The following is a 16465-nucleotide window of genomic DNA, read 5'->3' as shown; positions in this document are numbered from 1 at the left end:
GCCTAATAACATGCGTAATTGCTGATAGACCATTTCGCTGAGGGGGCGGAAGTTCATGGAGATGCAGCAGGTCCGCTATTTTCTGGCCCTGTCCAGCACGTTGAACTTCACCAGAGCGGCCGAGGAATGCAACGTCACTCAGCCGGCCCTCACGCGTGCGATCAAGACGCTCGAAGAGGAATTGGGCGGAGAGCTGCTTCGGCGCGAGCGCCAGCACTCGCACCTTACCGAGCTTGGACGGCGCATGCTGCCCTTGCTGCAGCAGTGCTATGACGCGGCCACTTCTGCCAAATCACTGGCCAAGGCGGTGCAAAGCAGCGACGTCGCCCCTCTCAACGTCACCATTTCGAACAGCGTCAACATTGCGCTGCTGGTTTCGCCATTTGCCGAGCTTTTCCGGGCCTATCCCGGCGTACATCTCAAAATCCACCGCGGCTCGCCAGCGGCCGTCATAGAGGCGCTCAAGGGCGGCCAAGCGGAACTAGCCGTTGCCGGCCCCCTTGGTCAGGCTTGGGATCGCCTCGACGCATGGCCGCTTTTTCAGGAAGGGATCGAACTCGCCGTGAATTCCGATCACCCGCTGGCCCGCCGCAACGAGGCCGACGTCGCGTTGGCTCAGCTTGCCGCGGAACCTGTGCTCAGCCGGGTCGATTGGGAGACAAGCGAAGAGCTGTCGCGCTGCCTTTCTGCAAAAGGCTATTCGCCTCGGACTGCGCATGAGGTCGAGACCGACCAGGACCTGCTGGCCCTGCTGGAGGCGAACGCCGGGGTTGGCTTTGTCTCGCTCACGGCACCGCGATCCTCGAACATCCGACGACTGAAACTTCGTGATCTCGACGTTTCGCGAACCGTTTCCGTCTACGCGGTAGCCGGCAGGCAGCGCTCGCCGGTCGCGACGACGCTGCTCAACCTGCTGAGATCGGCCGACTGGTCGTCCTTCGGCGTCAGCGAGCCCGCCTGAGGGCGGCAATCAGGTCGTCGATGTCCATCCGCCGGCGGTAGTCCGGATCGACAAAGCGATCCGAGATGATCCCGTCCGTTCCGACGATGAAGGTTGCGGGGATCGGCAGAAACCAGCTGCTGTTGCCCTGGTAGTTGGGGAGATCGAACCCCAGGCCCATCAGCCGCTCCATCTCGGCGCCGACCCAGATCGCAAGGTTGAGAGACAATGCATAGCCGTTGTCCATGTCGATCAGGAACGGAAACTGCGCGCCAACCGCAGCCTTCATGGCTTTGGCGAATTTGCGCCGCTCCGGCATGATCACTACCGCCTGGCCACCCAGCTCCGCAATCTGGCGCTGCACCTCGACGATCCCGATCGCGTTCAAGCGGCAATAGGGGCACCAGTGCCCGCGCTGAAAGGTGATGACGGCGGGCCCCTTTGCAAGGATCTCGGCCAAACTGACAAGCCTGCCCTCGTCGTCTGGCAGCAGGAAACCCGGCATGGCCTCACCCCGAGCCGGCGCCAAAGTCCCGGCCCCCTGCTTCTCCAGGCGATCCACCAGCCGGTCAACGGCGTCCGCGAATTCCGAGTTCAGGCGTCGGACCGCCGCGGCGATCACCGCCAGCCGTTCATTGAGAGGCGCATCGAGTTCGATGGCAGCCTGGACAGATTGCTCGAATGTCATTGCCTGGTCGTCGGCGGCCATTTCTGCACTTTCACATGTCGCCCGCAGCCTATCACCAAAGCCCGTCGGCATTTAGCATGCTTTTCCTGCATGGTTTCGATGCCCCACGTGCATCGACGCATGCCAGGTTCATGTTCTATTCGCCACTTCGGATTGGCGCGTTACATCATGTTCCTTATATCCGCCGAAAAAGTCGGGAAACCGCAGACCATCTCGGACAGCCCTCGTGCCGGGATGCCGTGTTTCATGGCGAGCGCGAAGATGTGGATCAGCTCCTCGCCAGCATGGCCTACCAGATGCGCGCCGACGATCCGATCTGTCGTCTCCTCGACGATGATCTTCGACCATGCGACCGCCTCCGCATAGGTCCTCGCGGAAAGCCAGCCTTGCATGTCGTTCAGATGGACCTTGACGTGAAGGCCCCGTTCCCTCGCCTTGGCTTCGGTCAGTCCAACGCTTGCCACAGCCGGAATGCTGTAAAGCGAGGCTGGAATATGACTGTAATCGGGTCGATGCTTCGGTCCCTCGGCGATGTTGCGGCCGACGATCCCGCCTTCATAGGTCGCTATCGGCGAAAGCTGCGGGGAGTTCCATACCGCGTCGCCGCAGACATAGACATCGGGATTGGAGCGCGAGCGCAGGTGATCGTCGATTTCGATGCGGCCTTCTCGGTGCACGACGACACCGGCGCCAAGATCGAGGCCCTCGACATTGGCCACCCGCCCGGCGCAGTTGACGACCCGATCGGCGGCCACCATGGATTCGACGCCGTCCTTCGCAAAACTCACCCGCAGCCGTCCGTCGGCCTTGTCGATCCTCTTCACCCAGGCCGTGGTATGGATGCCGATACCGAGCCGCTCGCTCTCGCCACGCAGTTGAGCGACGGCGTCCGTGTCGAAGCCTGGGAGAAGTTGCGGCAGCGCCTCGAGGATCATCACGTCGACGCCCGCGCGCGCATAGACATGCCCCAGTTCGAAAGCGATGACGCCGCCGCCGATGAACACCACCGCACGCGGCAGCACAGGATCGCTCAGAACATCGTCGGAAGTCGTCAGATGCTCGGCGCCCGGGATCGACAGTGGACGCGGCTTGGAGCCGGTGGCGATGACGATGTTCCTGGCCTCGAGTTCTCGGGTGCCGACGCGGATAGCGTTGCTGCCAATGAATGAAGCTTGGCCGGAGATGACATCGACCCCGCGCTTGGCCATCAATCCGGACAGGCGGGATGGGATGTCCCTGATGATGTCTTTTTCCCGTTCGATCAAGGCTCGCCAATCGAGCCTCGGCGGATCGACCCTGATTGCATGACTGCCGGCCCTTTCGATCTCGTCCAACACGTGCGCCGCAGCGACCAGCACCTTCTTCGGCGTGCAGCCGCGATTGGGACAGGTGCCGCCGAGATCGCGAGCCTCTATCATGGCGACGGAAAGTCCGGCGGCGCGAGTCGCGACCGTGGCGCCCATTCCGGCATTGCCGCCGCCCAGGATCACGACGTCATACTTTTCCATCGCACCGCCTCCGCGCCAAGCGCTTCGCGTCGAAACGAATTCGATCGACGCGCTTCAAGTCTCTGTTTTGATGCACATCGTTCTCCCAAAACCGCTACGCGCTTTTGGGCGACATGCATTAGTGAAGCTTGATCCGCGGTCTGGCGCGCCTGACTATCATCTCGCCGATCGAAGCCAGCGCCGTCCTCGCCAAGCCGTGCACTGCCTTGAGATGCATCTTGTGCAGGGAGCGATAGACGAGCCTCGCAAGCAGGCCTTCAATCTTGAGGCCGCCAATCAAGCTGCCGAACGCGCCATAGTCGGCGAGCGAGACGAGCGAACCATAGTCGCGGTAGCGATACGCCGGCGCGCCCAGCCCCGCGAGACGTGCTGCGATCACCTTCGCCATGTGGTTCGCCTGTTGATGAGCTGTCTGGGCACGCGGCGGCAAGGCGTTGTCTTCGCCCGGCAGGACGAAGTTCGCGCAGTCGCCGATCGCGAACACATTCTCGTCTCCAACCGTCCGCAAGGTTTCGTCGACGATCAGGCGATTGATGCGATCTGTCTTGAGGTCGTCGAGGTCTTTGAGGAAGTCCGGCGCCTTGATTCCGGCCGCCCAGACCACGAGTTCGGCCGGCACGAAGAGTTTTTCGCCGAGCCGGATGCCATCCTCTTTCACCTCGGTGACCTTGATGCCGCACCGTATCTGGACGCCCAGTTTGATGAGCAGGCGCGCCGAAGCTTGGGCCATGTGCTCCGGAAGGGCGGGCAGGATGCGCGGCCCGGCCTCGACGATGGTGATGCGGATCAGTCGCTCGAAATCGATGTTGTCGAGATTGTTCGAGGCAATTTCCCGCATCGATTTGTGCAATTCCGCGGCCAGCTCGACACCGGTGGCGCCGGCGCCGACGATGACGCAATGGAGCTGGCCGGGCGACAGCTGCTCGTATTGCGCGTTGGCGCGCAGGCATGCATCTATCATGCGCTTGTTGAAGCGGGCGGCTTGCTCTGCTGTGTCGAGCGAAATGGCATAGCGTGCGGCGCCCGGCGTGCCGAAATCGTTGCTGATGCTGCCGACGGCCATGACCAGCGTGTCGTAGCCCAGAACACGCGGCGGGATGATCTGCCTGCCGTCATCGTCGAAGCTGGGCGCGACAAAAACCTGGCGTTTGGCACGATCGATGCCGACCACCTCGCCAATGCGGTATCGATAGCCGTGTCGGCTGGCATGGGCGATGTATTCGACGGCGTCATGCGACGCGCTCAAGGCGCCGGATGCCACCTCATGCAGCAGCGGTTTCCAGATATGGGTGCGGCTGCGGTCGACAAGCGTGACGGAAAGCCGCCGGTTGCCGAACTTGCGGCCGAGACGTGTCGCCAGTTCCAGTCCACCCGCACCGCCACCGACGATGATCACGCGATGCAGCGACTTGTCCGCGTGGGAAGGCGTTTCCGGTATCGTGCGGAAGAGTGCGGCGTTGTTGGCAAGCACGGCTTCAGGAATGAGCCGCATACCTGGAGTGATGATCTGCATCGGTGGTCTCCGTCTCTTCCTCGGCGCGGCGCATCACTCTTGCGATTCGTGGATCACGATGCCCTGCAGCATGTCGACTTCGCATTCCCACGGCTTCTGCGAGAGGACGCGCTGCCCATGCTCGTATCCTGCCTGCCAACGGGTTCGGATGCCCGCGCGTGTGAAGTCGATGTCCTTGGTGTGATCCTCGCCGTCGAGGCGCGGCGAAAGCAGCCGGACAAGGTGCATGACCGACGGGCAGCCATAGGAGGCTAGTTCCTTGAACATCGGATCGTCGCGTCGTTCTTCTGGGACGAGTTTTCCCATTTCTCGCACAACGTGCCTGAGCCGATGCAATTGCTCCTGGCGAGCGACATGGCTCTTGCCGCGGCTGGCGTATTGAAGATCCTTTTGCCGCCCCATGACCTGCCAGATCGATTTTGGCTCCGCGCCGCGCGGTTGCCACATGTTCACCGCGAAGATCAGCGCGTCGCGTCGGGGTCGCGCGTCGAGCACCACCTCGATCGGAGTGTTCGAATAGATGCCGCCGTCCCAGTAGGGCTCCCCATCGATGCACACAGCCGGAAATGCCGGCGGGAGGGCCCCTGACGCCATGATATGGGCGGCCGACAGCGGCATCAGAGTGCTGTCGAAATATCTGAGCTCGCTGGTGTTGACGTTGACCGCACCGACCGTCAAACGCATGTGGCGGCGGTTGAGGTAGTCGAAATCGATCAGGTTGGCGAGCGTCCTCTTCAGCGGATCGGTGGTATAGTAGGAGGCATTTTCCACACCCACTTCGCGGTTGACTCCGAACATGGCGCTTGGGTTCGGTTCAAAGAAGCCGGGTATTCCACCCATCACCGTGCCCATATTGGCAAAGACGTTGCTTGGAACCATCATCCGGAAAAACTCATCCAGCGGGCTGCTTCGGCTAACGCCGTCCCAAAACTCCTGGAGCCTGGGCAGGCGATCCTTAGGCTCGTTTCCGGCAATCAGCGCGGCATTGATCGCGCCAATCGATGTGCCGATGACCCAATCAGGTTCGATGCCGCCTTCGACAAGCGCCTGGTAGACGCCGGCCTGGTAGGCACCGAGCGCGCCACCGCCTTGAAGGACAAGGACAGTCTGGCGTTTGGCTTCCCCTTGATGAGTGACCTCGACTGCCGGCTCGGAGACGGGCGGGTTTCGCGTGATCTTGTTCATGGCTTTCGTTCCTCACGCCGGATCTAGTGGGCGGTCCAGCCGCCCTCGATCGGCATGATGGCGCCGGTGATCGAGGCCGCGTCGTCCGAGGCCAGGAACAGGCATAGCGACGCCACCTGCTCAACGGTCACGAACTGCTTCGTTGGCTGGGCAGCCAGGAGCACGTCCTTGATCACCTGCTCTTCGGTAATCCCGCGGGCCTTGGCCGTGTCCGGTATCTGTTTTTCGACCAGCGGGGTGAGCACGTAACCGGGGCAAACGGCGTTGACCGTAATGCCCTGTTCGGCAACTTCCAGCGCGACCGTCTTGGTCAGGCCGGCCACGCCATGCTTGGCGGCGACATAGGCGGATTTGTATGGCGAGGCGACGAGGGCGTGGGCCGAGGCAACATTGATGATGCGGCCCCATTTGCGCGCCTTCATCGCCTGCAGAGCGCGCCGTATCGTATAGAACGAAGACATCAGATCGATCGCCACGACCGCCTCCCACTTCTCGATCGGGAAGTCGTCGATCGGTGCGACATGCTGAATGCCGGCATTGTTGACCAGGATGTCGACCGCGCCGAACTCGGCGATGGCCTTGTCCATCATTACGGTGATCGCCTCGCCCTTGCTCATGTCGGCATTGTCGTAGCGGACGGTCACCTCGTGATCGGCGGCAAGCCTCGACCGCAGCAGCTCAATCTCGGCAGGGTCGCCGAAGCCATTCAGAACGACGTTGCAGCCCTTGGCCGCGAAAGCCTCCGCAATGCCTTGGCCGATGCCGCTTGTCGAGCCTGTGATGAGTGCTGTCTTTCCTCTGAGCATCGTTGTTTCCTTCGGTTTGAGCCGCTGCCGATTTGGCCGGCAAAACGGCTGCAGGCAGCGGGCTGGAAGGCCCCGGATCTACATCTCCCGATCAGTATGGCGAGCCGTCCGAAGCTGCGGAAATGCCGTTGAGACATGGATTCGATAGCCGACAGTCTGACCGGAGCGCCGGCGATATAGATCTGCAGGCCGGGTTGTTTGACGCTGGGGCAGCTTGTAAGATTGCCCCTGCAACGCGGGTCGTGCGGCATGCACGCCAAGGGGAAGCGTGCGGTGGAGATCAGCCAGGTCCGATATTTCTTGGCCGTCGCCAAGGAGTTGAATTTCACCAGGGCGGCCGAGCAGTGCAACGTCACGCAGCCGGCGCTTTCGCGTGCGATCAAGTTGCTGGAGGATGAATTCGGCGGGCCGCTCTTCCACCGAGAGCGCCGGTTCACTCACCTCACCGAACTCGGTCGCATGGTCGAGACCTATCTCGAAGGTGTTTTCGAGAACTCCCGCCAGGCAAAGCAGATCGCCGAGCAGTATGTGAACCTGAAAAAGATGCCGCTGAGGGTCGGCATCATGAGCACGATCGCACCGGACGAGATCATCGAGTTGATCGCGGCAGTCCGAAGGCATCACCCGGGCGTGGAGCTTCACCTTTGCGATTCAGACGCCGTGAACCTTCGGAAGAGACTGCTCGAAGGCGATCTCGAGGCTGCCATCTATGCGCTGCCGTCGGACGTTCCCGACGAGGAGGTTCACTCACTGCCGCTCTTTCGCGAGCAGATGGTGATGGCCGTTCATCTGTCGCACCGGCTAGCGAACCGGCGGGTCGTGCGGGTGAAGGACATGAGCAATGAAAGCTACATTCACCGCAACAACTGCGAATTCGCCGGCTATGCAGATGCCATCCTTGCCCGACAGGGCGTTACCGTCAGTCCGGTCTACTGGAGCGACCGCGACGACTGGACACTCGCCATGATCGCTGCCGGGCTCGGTTTCGGGTTTATGCCCGAGCACACCGCCAAGCACCCTGGCGTGGCGGCATTGCCGATCACGGAGCCGGAATTCTGGCGCGACGTCAATCTCGTCACGGTGCGCGGCCGCAGGCATTCGCCTGCGGTTGGCGCGCTGGTCCGCGAAGCAACGCAGAAGAAATGGTTCGGCGAACGGGCAAAGGCATTGTCCGCCGCCGAATGACCTGGCTGTGCGAGGCTGACAGGTTCGAAGAGCCGAGCATTTCGGTACCTCGCGTCGATCAGTTCTTCCTGATCGACGACGTCACGGACTGGATCACCTCGGTCGCCATCTTGAACTGCGCCTGCCGGTCAGTGATGCCGTGCCGCTTCGCAATCCAGTCGAAGTCGCTGTAGGCGGCATAAACCTGCCCATCGGGCGTCTGGTAGACCAGCACGCGCACCGGCCAGTCCAGGCCGGCCTCGGGATTTGAGGTGATGAACGTCGTGCCGAGCGCCGGATTGCCGAACATGACCAGCCGCGACGGCCTGACATCGTTGCCGGCCTTGTTGCCGAGCTTTGCCTGATCGATCACGCCAAAGAACATGATGCCCTTCTTGAGGACGTCCTTCTTGATGCGGGCGACGGTCTCGGCGACGGAATAGCCGCTCTTGACAGTGACGACGCCGTCGGAAGCGGCTGCCGGCAGGACCACCGTCATCAGCACGGCGGCACCGGCAATCATGGTTTTCAGGTAGGTTCTCATCGCATTCTCCTTGGTTGCTGGTTTGGCTATGGATTGAGTTTCTCGAGCGACCTCGCCGGCGCAGCTCCGGGGATCACGCGGCTGGCGTTCTCAGCGTTCGGGCTATCGCGATCGCCGCCGTGAGAACCGCGACCAGCGCGGCCACGCATGCCGTCCAGCCGATCCGATCGTAGATCTGTCCGATGAGGAAGCTGCCGGCGAGCCCGCCCGCATAGTAGGACGCGAGATAGATGCCGCTCGCGGCGGCGCGGTCGCGCGACGCGGTCCGACTGACATGTCCCGTTGCTATCGCCTGCGCCAGGAAGGTGCCGCTGGCAACCAGCGCCATTCCGGCGAGAACGATCGAAAGGCTGGGTGTGAGCAGCAGAAGCAAGCCGACGATCGCCAGCACAAGTGTTGCGCCGACCCCCACTCTCGGGCCGAGACTCGAGGCCACACGCCCGGCGAGCGGAGTGGTCAGCATTGACGGCAGGAAGACGAAATAAACCGCGCCCAGTGCCATCGGCGTCAACGACAAGGGCACCGCAACGAGCTGAAAGTTCACATAGGTGAACGTGCCGATAAAGACGAAGAGGATCAGGAAGCCGATCGCGAAACAGGAGCGCAACTCGGCATTCTGCAGCGGAGCCGTCCAGGCCGCTTGGGCGAGCTCGCCCGTCGCATCCGCGCGCATCATTGCCGAGGTCTTCTGCAGCGTGAACCAGACAAGAGCGGCGCCGAGCAGATTGAGGGCGGCGAATGTCAGAAAGTTGGTGGAGATGCCGAACATGTCGGCGACGGCCGCCGACATCAGCCGGCCGAAAAAGTTGCTGGCGACATTGCCGGTCACATAAGCGGCAAGCGCGCCGGTCGTCTGCCGCGCGGAAAAATGCTCCGCAAGGTAGGCCATCGTGAGCGTGAACGCAGTCGACATGCAAAGGCCTTGCGCTACGCGCAGCAGGGCGAAGACCACAATATTGTCTGTCTGCGAAAGCAGCGTCGTCGGGACCGCCAGGATGGCCAGGCTGATCCAGATGCCGTCGCGGCGATCAATGCCGCGCCCGAAGAGAGCCACGGCGATACCGGCCACCGCCATGCCGAAGGTGCTGGCGTTGACGGCGAAGCCCATGGTCGCGCGGCTGACGCCGAATTTTGTCACCAGTGAAGGCAGGATGGCCTGGGTGGCGAAAAGATCGACGAGCGTGAGAAATGCGATCACGGCAATGATGCCGAAGCGCCACCCGTCTGCGGCTGCCATGCGCAGCCTTGTCGGTTCAGCATGTTCGCTTGTCGTCATGGCAAAGCTCCGTCGCGGCACGTCCCCGGGCGATCGCCCAAGGACGCGCTTTCAAATGCTGATGGGAAGAGGTCGCCCGAGGCCGGGATCACATCATGTGATCGTTGTGCATCGCAGGCGGCAGGATGTCGGCGGAATAGAGCACTGCCGGAACCTTGCCGTTGTTTTTCCACCAATGGGCGAGATGGCCGAACTCGGCCGTCACGTCGCCAGCCGGATGCTCGATGCCGACTTTGCAGGTGCTGGCGTATTCAGTGATCGAGCCTTCGACGACGATGATGTTGGCGGGGCGAATCGTGTGCTCGTGCCACGGCACGACGCCGCCGGGCTGAACGACGAGCTTCCGCAGGCGCAGCATGTTGCCTTTCCAGGCTTCACCCTTGCTGCTGAGGTCGATCGCCGAAAGAACCGTGTCGGTCACGCCGACGGGCTTGCTGGGATGTTCCTGGATGTCGGTGGTGGCGGCCTGGCCGGCAGGGCAGTCGCCGGCGAAAACCGGGGCCACAGAAAACGCGGCGGTCGCGGTGAGAAGTCCGAGTGTCAGCGCCAGCTTCAGCGGCACCCGCAATGCAACAGTCTTGGAAGCCATGTCTATTTCTCCTTTTTGTCGGTGCCCAATCGCAGAAGCGGGGCATGGGAGGAGAGTGACGGCAGCCTCGAAGAAAGAGAAATGCTGACTGGCTCTTAATTCGATACCTGAAAACTATGGTGGGTGACCGCGCCAACGCGACTTTCTCGCCGCGACATTTATTGCGGCATTAGCCTTCACTTCGATTTGCTACGCGGCTGTTTTCCTGATCGACAGATCGATGCCGCTTTCCGGCCAGCTGTGTGCCTTGACACTGTTCACAAATGTCGACGTCGCCGGCGAGAATCGACGCCCCGCGACGACAACCAGCGAGACTTCACGCCAAACTTCAGGGTCGATCACGGGCCTGATCTGCAAGCCTGGGATAACTGCGCTGAATTCCGGAATGAAACAGATACCCAGCCCGCCAGATACCATGTTCTGAATCCAGTCCTCACGCTCGCTGGCGTAGGAGATCCTGAGCTTCACGCCACGATCGTTGCAAAGGCCGGCGAGGTGATCGCGATATTCGCAATTCAGCCGCCTGAGATAGTTCTCGCCGTCGAGCTCGGAGATGGCGACATTATCGTTGCGGGCCAACCGATGGCCATTGGGGAATGCAAGGACGAAGCGCTCACGATAGAGCGGCGTGACATCGAACCGCTCCGGGAAGCTGTTGCTGGACGCCATGATGGCGACGTCGATTTCGCCCGCTTCCAGCAGTTGCGAAAGAGAGGCGGGCACGCCTTCCACCAGTTGCAACTGGATGCCCTGCTGGCGCCTGTTGAAGTCCGCCAATAGACCCGTGAATCGGCGCGGGCCAATGGTGCACATGACCCCAACTTTGAGATTTGCGTTTTCCAGGCACAGGAATCTCGATGCCTCCTGCCGAACGCCGGTCACCTCGTCGAGGATCTGCTGAAAGCGCGGGCGTAGCAAAGCGCCCAGATCGGTCAGGTGGGTCAGATTCCTCTCGCGGCGGAACAGCAGGCCGCCGACCTCATCCTCCAGTTGCTGGATCGCCCGGGACAGTGCCGGCTGGGTGACGTTGCACTTCTCGCCGGCGCGCGTGAAATTGCGTGTCTCGCAGACGGCCAGGAAATAGCGGATGTGATGAATGTCCATACGGGTCGTCCCTCCACTGCAGAGATGCAAGCTCAGGCTCGAACCCTGCCGCAAAGCATTCCATCACGCCAATGCAGGGGGGCTATAAAGTCGATAGCGTTTCGTCATGACGGATGGCGGGCCAAGAGACCCGCCATCGAAGCGTCCGGTAGTCGGTCGCCGTCTGGGAGTATCAGCTGTGGTGGCCAAGGGCGAAAAGCTGGGCGCAGAACTGAACGTGCGGCTTGCTCATAGCGGCGTCATTGCATTCCTTCATCATCGCGTTCTGCGTGGTCTTCGGCGTGGCTTTCCACGCGATCTCGAAATCGGCGCTCGACTTCATCGTCTGCATGCCGGAATCGGTAAAGAAGGGCTGCATGTTCGACGGCTCGTCGAGCGCGCCGGCGAACGCGACTCCGCCAAGAACGGAAAGTGCAAAGGCGCCAAGGCAGATAGCTTTGATATTCATGGTGAGAACCTTCTCTGGAATTGTGCAATCGCCTTTTGACGACTGCGCTGATGACCGGCTGCATTTGGAACTCTATTGTTCCTGTTTGCCGAGGTGGACTTTGCTTCATCCGGCGCTCAAACTGCCAATGCCGTCGGCGAATGGAGTTTATGCCGGCACTGCATTCCAAGGGTGCTCGGCAAGCACTGCTAGTCGGCACCACCCAAAGCAGGCACGTTGGCGCAAAACTGGGCGTGGCGCTTGCCCATCGCCGGGTCGTTGCACGCCTTCGTCATCTTGACCCGGTCATGCTTTGACAGGGCGAACCAAGCCTTCTTGAACCCGGCCATCGGTTTCATCGTCTTCATCGTTGCGTCCGTATAGAACGTCGGCAATGCGGCGAGGTCACTGAACGGGTCGGCTGACGCTGGGCTCGCACCAAAACTGATTGCAAGCGCAGCCACACAAACGAGTTGTCTTCTCATCATTCATCTCCGGTTCCAGGTCGCGGTTCTGGCAATGGTGCCAATGTTTGGCGACACGCATCGCATCGCCTGGCCTGATCGGTATGGAGGGTGCGATGGGCGAAGACCGGCAGCCAATGCAATCCGCCTATGGACTTCATGCCACCTTGGCATTTCGGCTGAACAAGAAGATGCGGCAGTCTTTCTCCAGTCGTCATGTTGACGATCTTGGGACGGAGACCAACCCATGCTTGCTCAGCCAGCAATGCAGACAGACCAAGTCATCATGTCAGTGGCGGATCTTGGTATGGAAGACCGGACGATCGACATCGTGCTGGCAAACGACGCACATGGCGCTTTCGTCTGGGGCGTGCTCGATCGCCTGCTGGACGAGGCAAACTGCAGCGTCAGCGGCGTGACCGCGTCGGGCTTTGCCGCAATGGAGGCGGCGGTCTTTGCCTATGGGCTGAGCGTCGGCGGCAGGCGCGGCGCGAGGACGGCACTCGCCAATTTCTGGCGACGCGTCAGCCACGCCTCGGTTTTCGCCGATGACAGGGCCAGCCTGCTTCGATCGATCCTGGAACAGTCAATCGACCTTGAGCAGATCCGTGACGAAGGCTGCCCGGTGAAACTGGGCGTCCTGGCCGTCAACGCGCGCACGGATGCGGTGAAGATATTCACAAGCGACCAGTTGTCGATCGACGCGATCGTCGCGGCAGCCACGATCCCCTTCCTCTCGCTGCCTGTCGAGATCGACGGCGATGTCTATTGGGGTGACGGCGACGTCTTCCAGTCTCCGCCTGCCCCGGCAACTGAAGCTCGCCATCGCCTGATTGTCACCGGCAGACCTTCCGTCTTCACCACGCCGTGTCCGGATCGCAGCCTCGCAGCCGGTCATTGCTCGACCAAATGCGCGTCGGTTCACACCATATTCGACAGTCGATACCGTGCCGGAGTTCCGCTGCTCCTGCGGCCCTGGATCGACTGGGGCGAACTGACCGACATGCGCGACAGGGGGCGGCAGCGCGCAGCGGACTGGCTTGCCGCTGATCCTCTGCGCACTGATGGAACCCCCGCCACAAACTGCGAAAGACGATACATCTAGGCGCCTCGCTCCCCGCCTAGCCGCGCCTGCTTCGCATACTCCCGAATGCAGGTGCCAAGCCCTCCGGTGCCCCGCCGGAGGGCTTTTTCGCGCCGCCTTCCGGGACATAGGGACTGCGTATCAATTCCATGCCGAGACAGCATTTCAGCTCGGCATCGCGATCGGAGAGACTGATTTGCAGACGGGCCCACGGCCAGTCTTTCTCTCGAAACGCCAACCAGGAGACAAGCCTGTGATCAACACCAAGACCCTCATCGGATCGGCCCTCGCAGCCGCCACTTCGCTTGCCGCGACAGCTGCCTACAGCGGCCCCGCCGCCAAGCCCAGCTTTGCCTTCGAGAAGTGCTACGGCGTCGTCAAGGCGGGCCAGAACGACTGCCAGACCGCGACGCATTCCTGCGCCGGCACCGCGACCGCCGACAACCAGGCGGATTCCTGGCTCTACGTGCCCGCCGGCAGCTGCGCCAAGATCGCAGGCGGCAGTGACAAGCCGAAAGCCTGAACGATCCAGACTTCGAGCCACCCTTAGAATGGAGCAGACCGATGTCCCGTGCGTTTCAGCCCCTCGCGATCCCCGCATCGGCGGGCATCGGTCTTCGCTCCCCTCACATCAGCGAAATGCTGACGCGACGGCCTTCCGCCGGCTGGCTGGAGGTTCATGCCGAGAACTACATGGGAGACGGCGCCGGCGTCGAGGCGCTGGAAAAACTGCGCGAGATCTACCCGCTTTCGGTGCATGGCGTCGGCCTGTCGCTGGGCAGCGCGCGGGGCTTGGACCGCGATCATCTGGAGCGACTGCGCAGGGTCTGCGAGCGCTTCCAGCCCGATCTCGTTTCCGAGCATCTTGCCTGGAGCGTCGCCGACGGCGCCTACCTCAACGACCTATTGCCACTGCGCTATGACGAAGAGGCGCTGGCGATCGTGGCGCGCAATGTCGAGACGGTTCAGGACGCGCTGAAGCGGCAGGTGCTGATCGAAAATCTGTCTGCCTATGTCGCGTTCGCGGACTCCTCGATGAACGAGGCCGAGTTCCTGGCCGAGCTCGTGGTGCGGACCGGCTGCGGCCTGCTGCTGGACGTCAACAACGTCCAAGTCTCGGCGCACAATTTGCAATACGACGCAAAGGCCTTCATCGATGTGCTGCCCGCGGGCGCAATCGGCGAGATCCATCTCGCCGGTCATGCGACCAATCAGGTCGGGGTCGACACCGTGCTGATCGACGACCATGGCTCGCGGGTCCCGCCGGTCGTTTGGGCTCTCTATGAGCACGCCATAACGCGCCTCGGGCCGCGACCCACGCTGATCGAATGGGATACCGACGTTCCGGTTCTCGACGTGCTGCTTGGCGAAGCCATGTGGGCCGACATGCTGACCGCTTCGATCATGTTCGGCCGCAAGCAGGCTGCGAGACAGGCCGTGGCAGCCAAGCCCCGGCCCGTGTCCCCCACCCCCTTTGAAAACGTGACGACCGGCATGCCAGTGCTTGCAGCATTTGCTGCCGCCAAGGCCGGACCTGTGATGGCGAACGCCTTAACGCCGATGGAGGGAAGATACGATGTTGCCGCTTGAACACCTGCAGACCACCATGGCGCGCTCGGTGCTTGCCATCGAACCAATGGTCTCCGCGAAAATGCTAACCGCCGGCAAGGCCGATCCACTGGCCCGCCTGCGTATCTACCAGAACAACACGCGCAGTTCGCTCACCGCGGTGCTGATGGCTGTCTTCCCGGTCACCGTTCGCCTGGTGGACGAACGGTTCTTCCGTTACGTGGCGAGCGAGTTCATTCGACGTCATCCGCCGGTTGAATCGCGCCTTGCACGCTATGGCGCCGGCTTCCCGCGTTTCCTCAAGACGATCGACACGCTGTCCGATATGCCGATCGTCGCCGAAACGGCGCGGCTCGAATGGGCCATCGCCGAGGCGCTCGATACGACTTCGCTGCCGCCCCGCACCCTTGCGGACTATGACAAGATCGACCTGGGGCCTTCGCCCGATATCCTGCTGCAGCCATCGCTCAGGCTGATCGTTTCACACTGGTCGATCCTGTCGGTGTGGACGGCGCACCAGCAGGACACGGCGGTCGACCAGCATTGCACCTGGACAAGGCGCCCCGAACGCGTGGCATTGTGGCGGGCCGGGAACAGCGTTCGCCTGGTCCTTCTCGACCGCGCAGACTTCGCCTTCCGCCATTCTCTCAAGCACGGCTTCGGCGTTGAACATGCTGCCAGCCGCGCGAATGCGCTCGAACCGAACTTCGACCTCGTTTCCGCGCTCGTGCGCCTGTTCGCCGACGGGCTCGTCACAAACGTGCGCATCACCGTGCCTCCCCTCTCAAACTGATGGAGACAGTCATGACCGCAATTTCAGAACCTTCCTCGACGAGCCAGACCGGTTTATTCGGTTTCTATCGACGTGTGATCAAGCTGCCCGAACACATTCCCTTCTCGCTGGTTCAGCTCGCTGCGCGTGTGGCGATGGCCCATGTCTTCTGGCAATCGGCGCAGAGCAAGCTGGCGTCCTGGCCGGTGACGCTGCAGCTCTTCGCCAGCGAATACAATCTGCCGTTCATCGATCCGTCGATCGCAGCGCCACTGGCGACGACGGCCGAAATCACCGGCTCGGTGCTGCTTTTTTTTGGGGCCTTTTCGCGTCTCGGTGCTCTGATGCTTCTCGGTGTCGTCTCTGTCATCCAGATCTTCGTCTATCCGGAGAACTGGGCGGAGCATCTGCTCTGGGCGTCGCTGCTGCTTCTCGTGCTGGTACGCGGCGCAGGTGTTTTCTCGCTCGACTACGTCGCCGAGCGAACCCTATCGACATCTGGAAAGTGAACATTTTGACCGCGTGGGAAAAGCACGGTGCGCATCTTCATCGTTCACGCCCACCCCGAGCCCCACAGCTTCAATGGCGCCCTGACCCGCGCGGCGCAGGGGGCGCTGTCTGCGGCTGGCCACTAGGTCGTTGTCTCCGATCTCTACGCTATGGGTTTCAATCCGGTATCAGACCGCCGCAACTTCACGACCGTTCGCGACCCGAACTACTACCGCCAGCAGTCTGAGGAGGCGAATGCGGCCGCCCTCGTTCTGAGCATCGCTCGCCGTGGTCTTGTCCTTCGTCTACGAGGCCACAGGGGTCCACCGTAAATCAACAAAAT

The 16465-nt window shown here is 61.9% G+C and carries 18 protein-coding genes; 7 read left to right on the top strand and 11 right to left on the bottom strand.

Features of this window, described 5'->3' with window-relative positions; all coding sequences use genetic code 11:
• Positions 1-61 precede the first annotated feature (61 nt).
• A complete protein-coding gene (locus tag ABID26_RS08910) occupies positions 62-961 on the top strand; it encodes a LysR family transcriptional regulator (RefSeq protein WP_245460278.1) in 900 nt (299 codons plus the stop codon).
• Here the strand turns inward: ABID26_RS08910 and ABID26_RS08905 are convergent.
• The 5 genes from ABID26_RS08905 to ABID26_RS08885 form a co-directional block, all read right to left on the bottom strand.
• Entirely contained in the window at positions 945-1649 is a 705-nt protein-coding gene (locus tag ABID26_RS08905) for a peroxiredoxin-like family protein (RefSeq protein WP_126098920.1), read from the bottom strand. The two genes, ABID26_RS08910 and ABID26_RS08905, sit on opposite strands and share 17 nt — an antisense overlap.
• A gap of 140 nt (positions 1650-1789) precedes the next feature.
• A complete protein-coding gene (locus ABID26_RS08900; protein WP_126098919.1) occupies positions 1790-3136 on the bottom strand; it encodes a dihydrolipoyl dehydrogenase family protein in 1347 nt (448 codons plus the stop codon).
• 118 nt (positions 3137-3254) lie between these two features.
• On the bottom strand, positions 3255-4649 hold the full coding sequence (locus ABID26_RS08895; protein ID WP_245460277.1) for an NAD(P)/FAD-dependent oxidoreductase: 1395 nt from the start codon (positions 4647-4649) through the stop codon (positions 3255-3257).
• A 33-nt stretch (positions 4650-4682) separates the two neighbouring features.
• Positions 4683-5834, bottom strand: a complete 1152-nt coding sequence (locus ABID26_RS08890) for a patatin-like phospholipase family protein (protein ID WP_126098918.1) — start codon at positions 5832-5834, stop codon at positions 4683-4685.
• Between the two features lie 23 nt (positions 5835-5857).
• Entirely contained in the window at positions 5858-6640 is a 783-nt protein-coding gene (locus tag ABID26_RS08885; protein WP_126098917.1) for a 3-hydroxybutyrate dehydrogenase, read from the bottom strand.
• Between the two features lie 249 nt (positions 6641-6889).
• Between ABID26_RS08885 and ABID26_RS08880 the strand changes: the two genes are divergently transcribed.
• Positions 6890-7825 (top strand): LysR family transcriptional regulator, encoded by a 936-nt coding sequence (locus ABID26_RS08880; RefSeq protein WP_245460276.1) that lies wholly within the window; start codon positions 6890-6892, stop codon positions 7823-7825.
• A 58-nt stretch (positions 7826-7883) separates the two neighbouring features.
• Here ABID26_RS08880 and ABID26_RS08875 read toward each other — a convergent pair whose 3' ends face one another.
• The 6 genes from ABID26_RS08875 to ABID26_RS08850 form a co-directional block, all read right to left on the bottom strand.
• Positions 7884-8348: a DUF302 domain-containing protein gene (locus ABID26_RS08875; protein WP_126098916.1), complete on the bottom strand. Its 465-nt coding sequence runs from the start codon at positions 8346-8348 to the stop codon at positions 7884-7886.
• A gap of 73 nt (positions 8349-8421) precedes the next feature.
• Complete coding sequence (locus tag ABID26_RS08870) at positions 8422-9624, bottom strand: MFS transporter (RefSeq protein ID WP_126098915.1); 1203 nt, start codon at positions 9622-9624, stop codon at positions 8422-8424.
• A gap of 88 nt (positions 9625-9712) precedes the next feature.
• Positions 9713-10213 (bottom strand): cupin domain-containing protein, encoded by a 501-nt coding sequence (locus ABID26_RS08865; RefSeq protein ID WP_126098914.1) that lies wholly within the window; start codon positions 10211-10213, stop codon positions 9713-9715.
• Between the two features lie 189 nt (positions 10214-10402).
• Complete coding sequence (locus ABID26_RS08860; RefSeq protein ID WP_126098913.1) at positions 10403-11317, bottom strand: LysR family transcriptional regulator; 915 nt, start codon at positions 11315-11317, stop codon at positions 10403-10405.
• Between the two features lie 172 nt (positions 11318-11489).
• Entirely contained in the window at positions 11490-11765 is a 276-nt protein-coding gene (locus tag ABID26_RS08855; protein ID WP_354414966.1) for a hypothetical protein, read from the bottom strand.
• Positions 11766-11953: 188 nt separating this feature from the next.
• On the bottom strand, positions 11954-12229 hold the full coding sequence (locus ABID26_RS08850) for a hypothetical protein (protein ID WP_292300028.1): 276 nt from the start codon (positions 12227-12229) through the stop codon (positions 11954-11956).
• A gap of 286 nt (positions 12230-12515) precedes the next feature.
• Between ABID26_RS08850 and ABID26_RS08845 the strand changes: the two genes are divergently transcribed.
• From ABID26_RS08845 to ABID26_RS08825, 5 genes are all read left to right on the top strand, one after another.
• Positions 12516-13313 carry a patatin-like phospholipase family protein gene (locus ABID26_RS08845; protein ID WP_292300027.1) on the top strand — a complete coding sequence of 266 codons (798 nt, stop codon included), beginning with the start codon at positions 12516-12518 and terminating at the stop codon, positions 13311-13313.
• Between the two features lie 232 nt (positions 13314-13545).
• Positions 13546-13815 (top strand): BufA1 family periplasmic bufferin-type metallophore, encoded by a 270-nt coding sequence (locus tag ABID26_RS08840; protein WP_126098910.1) that lies wholly within the window; start codon positions 13546-13548, stop codon positions 13813-13815.
• A gap of 41 nt (positions 13816-13856) precedes the next feature.
• Complete coding sequence (gene bufB / locus ABID26_RS08835; RefSeq protein WP_292371306.1) at positions 13857-14882, top strand: MNIO family bufferin maturase; 1026 nt, start codon at positions 13857-13859, stop codon at positions 14880-14882.
• A complete protein-coding gene (locus tag ABID26_RS08830; RefSeq protein ID WP_292300023.1) occupies positions 14869-15654 on the top strand; it encodes an HvfC/BufC N-terminal domain-containing protein in 786 nt (261 codons plus the stop codon). The genes bufB and ABID26_RS08830 overlap by 14 nt, the downstream gene beginning before the upstream one ends.
• A gap of 11 nt (positions 15655-15665) precedes the next feature.
• Entirely contained in the window at positions 15666-16142 is a 477-nt protein-coding gene (locus tag ABID26_RS08825; protein WP_292300021.1) for a DoxX family protein, read from the top strand.
• Positions 16143-16465 lie beyond the last annotated feature (323 nt).

Source organism: Mesorhizobium shonense, from assembly GCF_040545255.1.
Lineage (GTDB): Bacteria > Pseudomonadota > Alphaproteobacteria > Rhizobiales > Rhizobiaceae > Mesorhizobium > Mesorhizobium shonense.
This window is presented reverse-complemented; position numbering and strand designations above follow the sequence as displayed.

What these genes read in the sequence shown, in the direction of transcription:
- bufB (WP_292371306.1), top strand. Translation starts at nt 13,857, where the DNA reads ATGTCCCGTGCGTTTCAGCCCCTCGCGATCCCCGCATCGGCGGGCATC.
- ABID26_RS08855 (WP_354414966.1), bottom strand. Translation starts at nt 11,765, where the DNA reads ATGAATATCAAAGCTATCTGCCTTGGCGCCTTTGCACTTTCCGTTCTT.
- ABID26_RS08880 (WP_245460276.1), top strand. Translation starts at nt 6,890, where the DNA reads ATGCACGCCAAGGGGAAGCGTGCGGTGGAGATCAGCCAGGTCCGATAT.
- ABID26_RS08865 (WP_126098914.1), bottom strand. Translation starts at nt 10,213, where the DNA reads ATGGCTTCCAAGACTGTTGCATTGCGGGTGCCGCTGAAGCTGGCGCTG.
- ABID26_RS08870 (WP_126098915.1), bottom strand. Translation starts at nt 9,624, where the DNA reads ATGACGACAAGCGAACATGCTGAACCGACAAGGCTGCGCATGGCAGCC.
- ABID26_RS08905 (WP_126098920.1), bottom strand. Translation starts at nt 1,649, where the DNA reads ATGGCCGCCGACGACCAGGCAATGACATTCGAGCAATCTGTCCAGGCT.
- ABID26_RS08885 (WP_126098917.1), bottom strand. Translation starts at nt 6,640, where the DNA reads ATGCTCAGAGGAAAGACAGCACTCATCACAGGCTCGACAAGCGGCATC.
- ABID26_RS08900 (WP_126098919.1), bottom strand. Translation starts at nt 3,136, where the DNA reads ATGGAAAAGTATGACGTCGTGATCCTGGGCGGCGGCAATGCCGGAATG.
- ABID26_RS08890 (WP_126098918.1), bottom strand. Translation starts at nt 5,834, where the DNA reads ATGAACAAGATCACGCGAAACCCGCCCGTCTCCGAGCCGGCAGTCGAG.
- ABID26_RS08860 (WP_126098913.1), bottom strand. Translation starts at nt 11,317, where the DNA reads ATGGACATTCATCACATCCGCTATTTCCTGGCCGTCTGCGAGACACGC.
- ABID26_RS08895 (WP_245460277.1), bottom strand. Translation starts at nt 4,649, where the DNA reads ATGCAGATCATCACTCCAGGTATGCGGCTCATTCCTGAAGCCGTGCTT.
- ABID26_RS08830 (WP_292300023.1), top strand. Translation starts at nt 14,869, where the DNA reads ATGTTGCCGCTTGAACACCTGCAGACCACCATGGCGCGCTCGGTGCTT.
- ABID26_RS08845 (WP_292300027.1), top strand. Translation starts at nt 12,516, where the DNA reads ATGGAAGACCGGACGATCGACATCGTGCTGGCAAACGACGCACATGGC.
- ABID26_RS08910 (WP_245460278.1), top strand. Translation starts at nt 62, where the DNA reads ATGCAGCAGGTCCGCTATTTTCTGGCCCTGTCCAGCACGTTGAACTTC.
- ABID26_RS08825 (WP_292300021.1), top strand. Translation starts at nt 15,666, where the DNA reads ATGACCGCAATTTCAGAACCTTCCTCGACGAGCCAGACCGGTTTATTC.
- ABID26_RS08875 (WP_126098916.1), bottom strand. Translation starts at nt 8,348, where the DNA reads ATGAGAACCTACCTGAAAACCATGATTGCCGGTGCCGCCGTGCTGATG.
- ABID26_RS08850 (WP_292300028.1), bottom strand. Translation starts at nt 12,229, where the DNA reads ATGAGAAGACAACTCGTTTGTGTGGCTGCGCTTGCAATCAGTTTTGGT.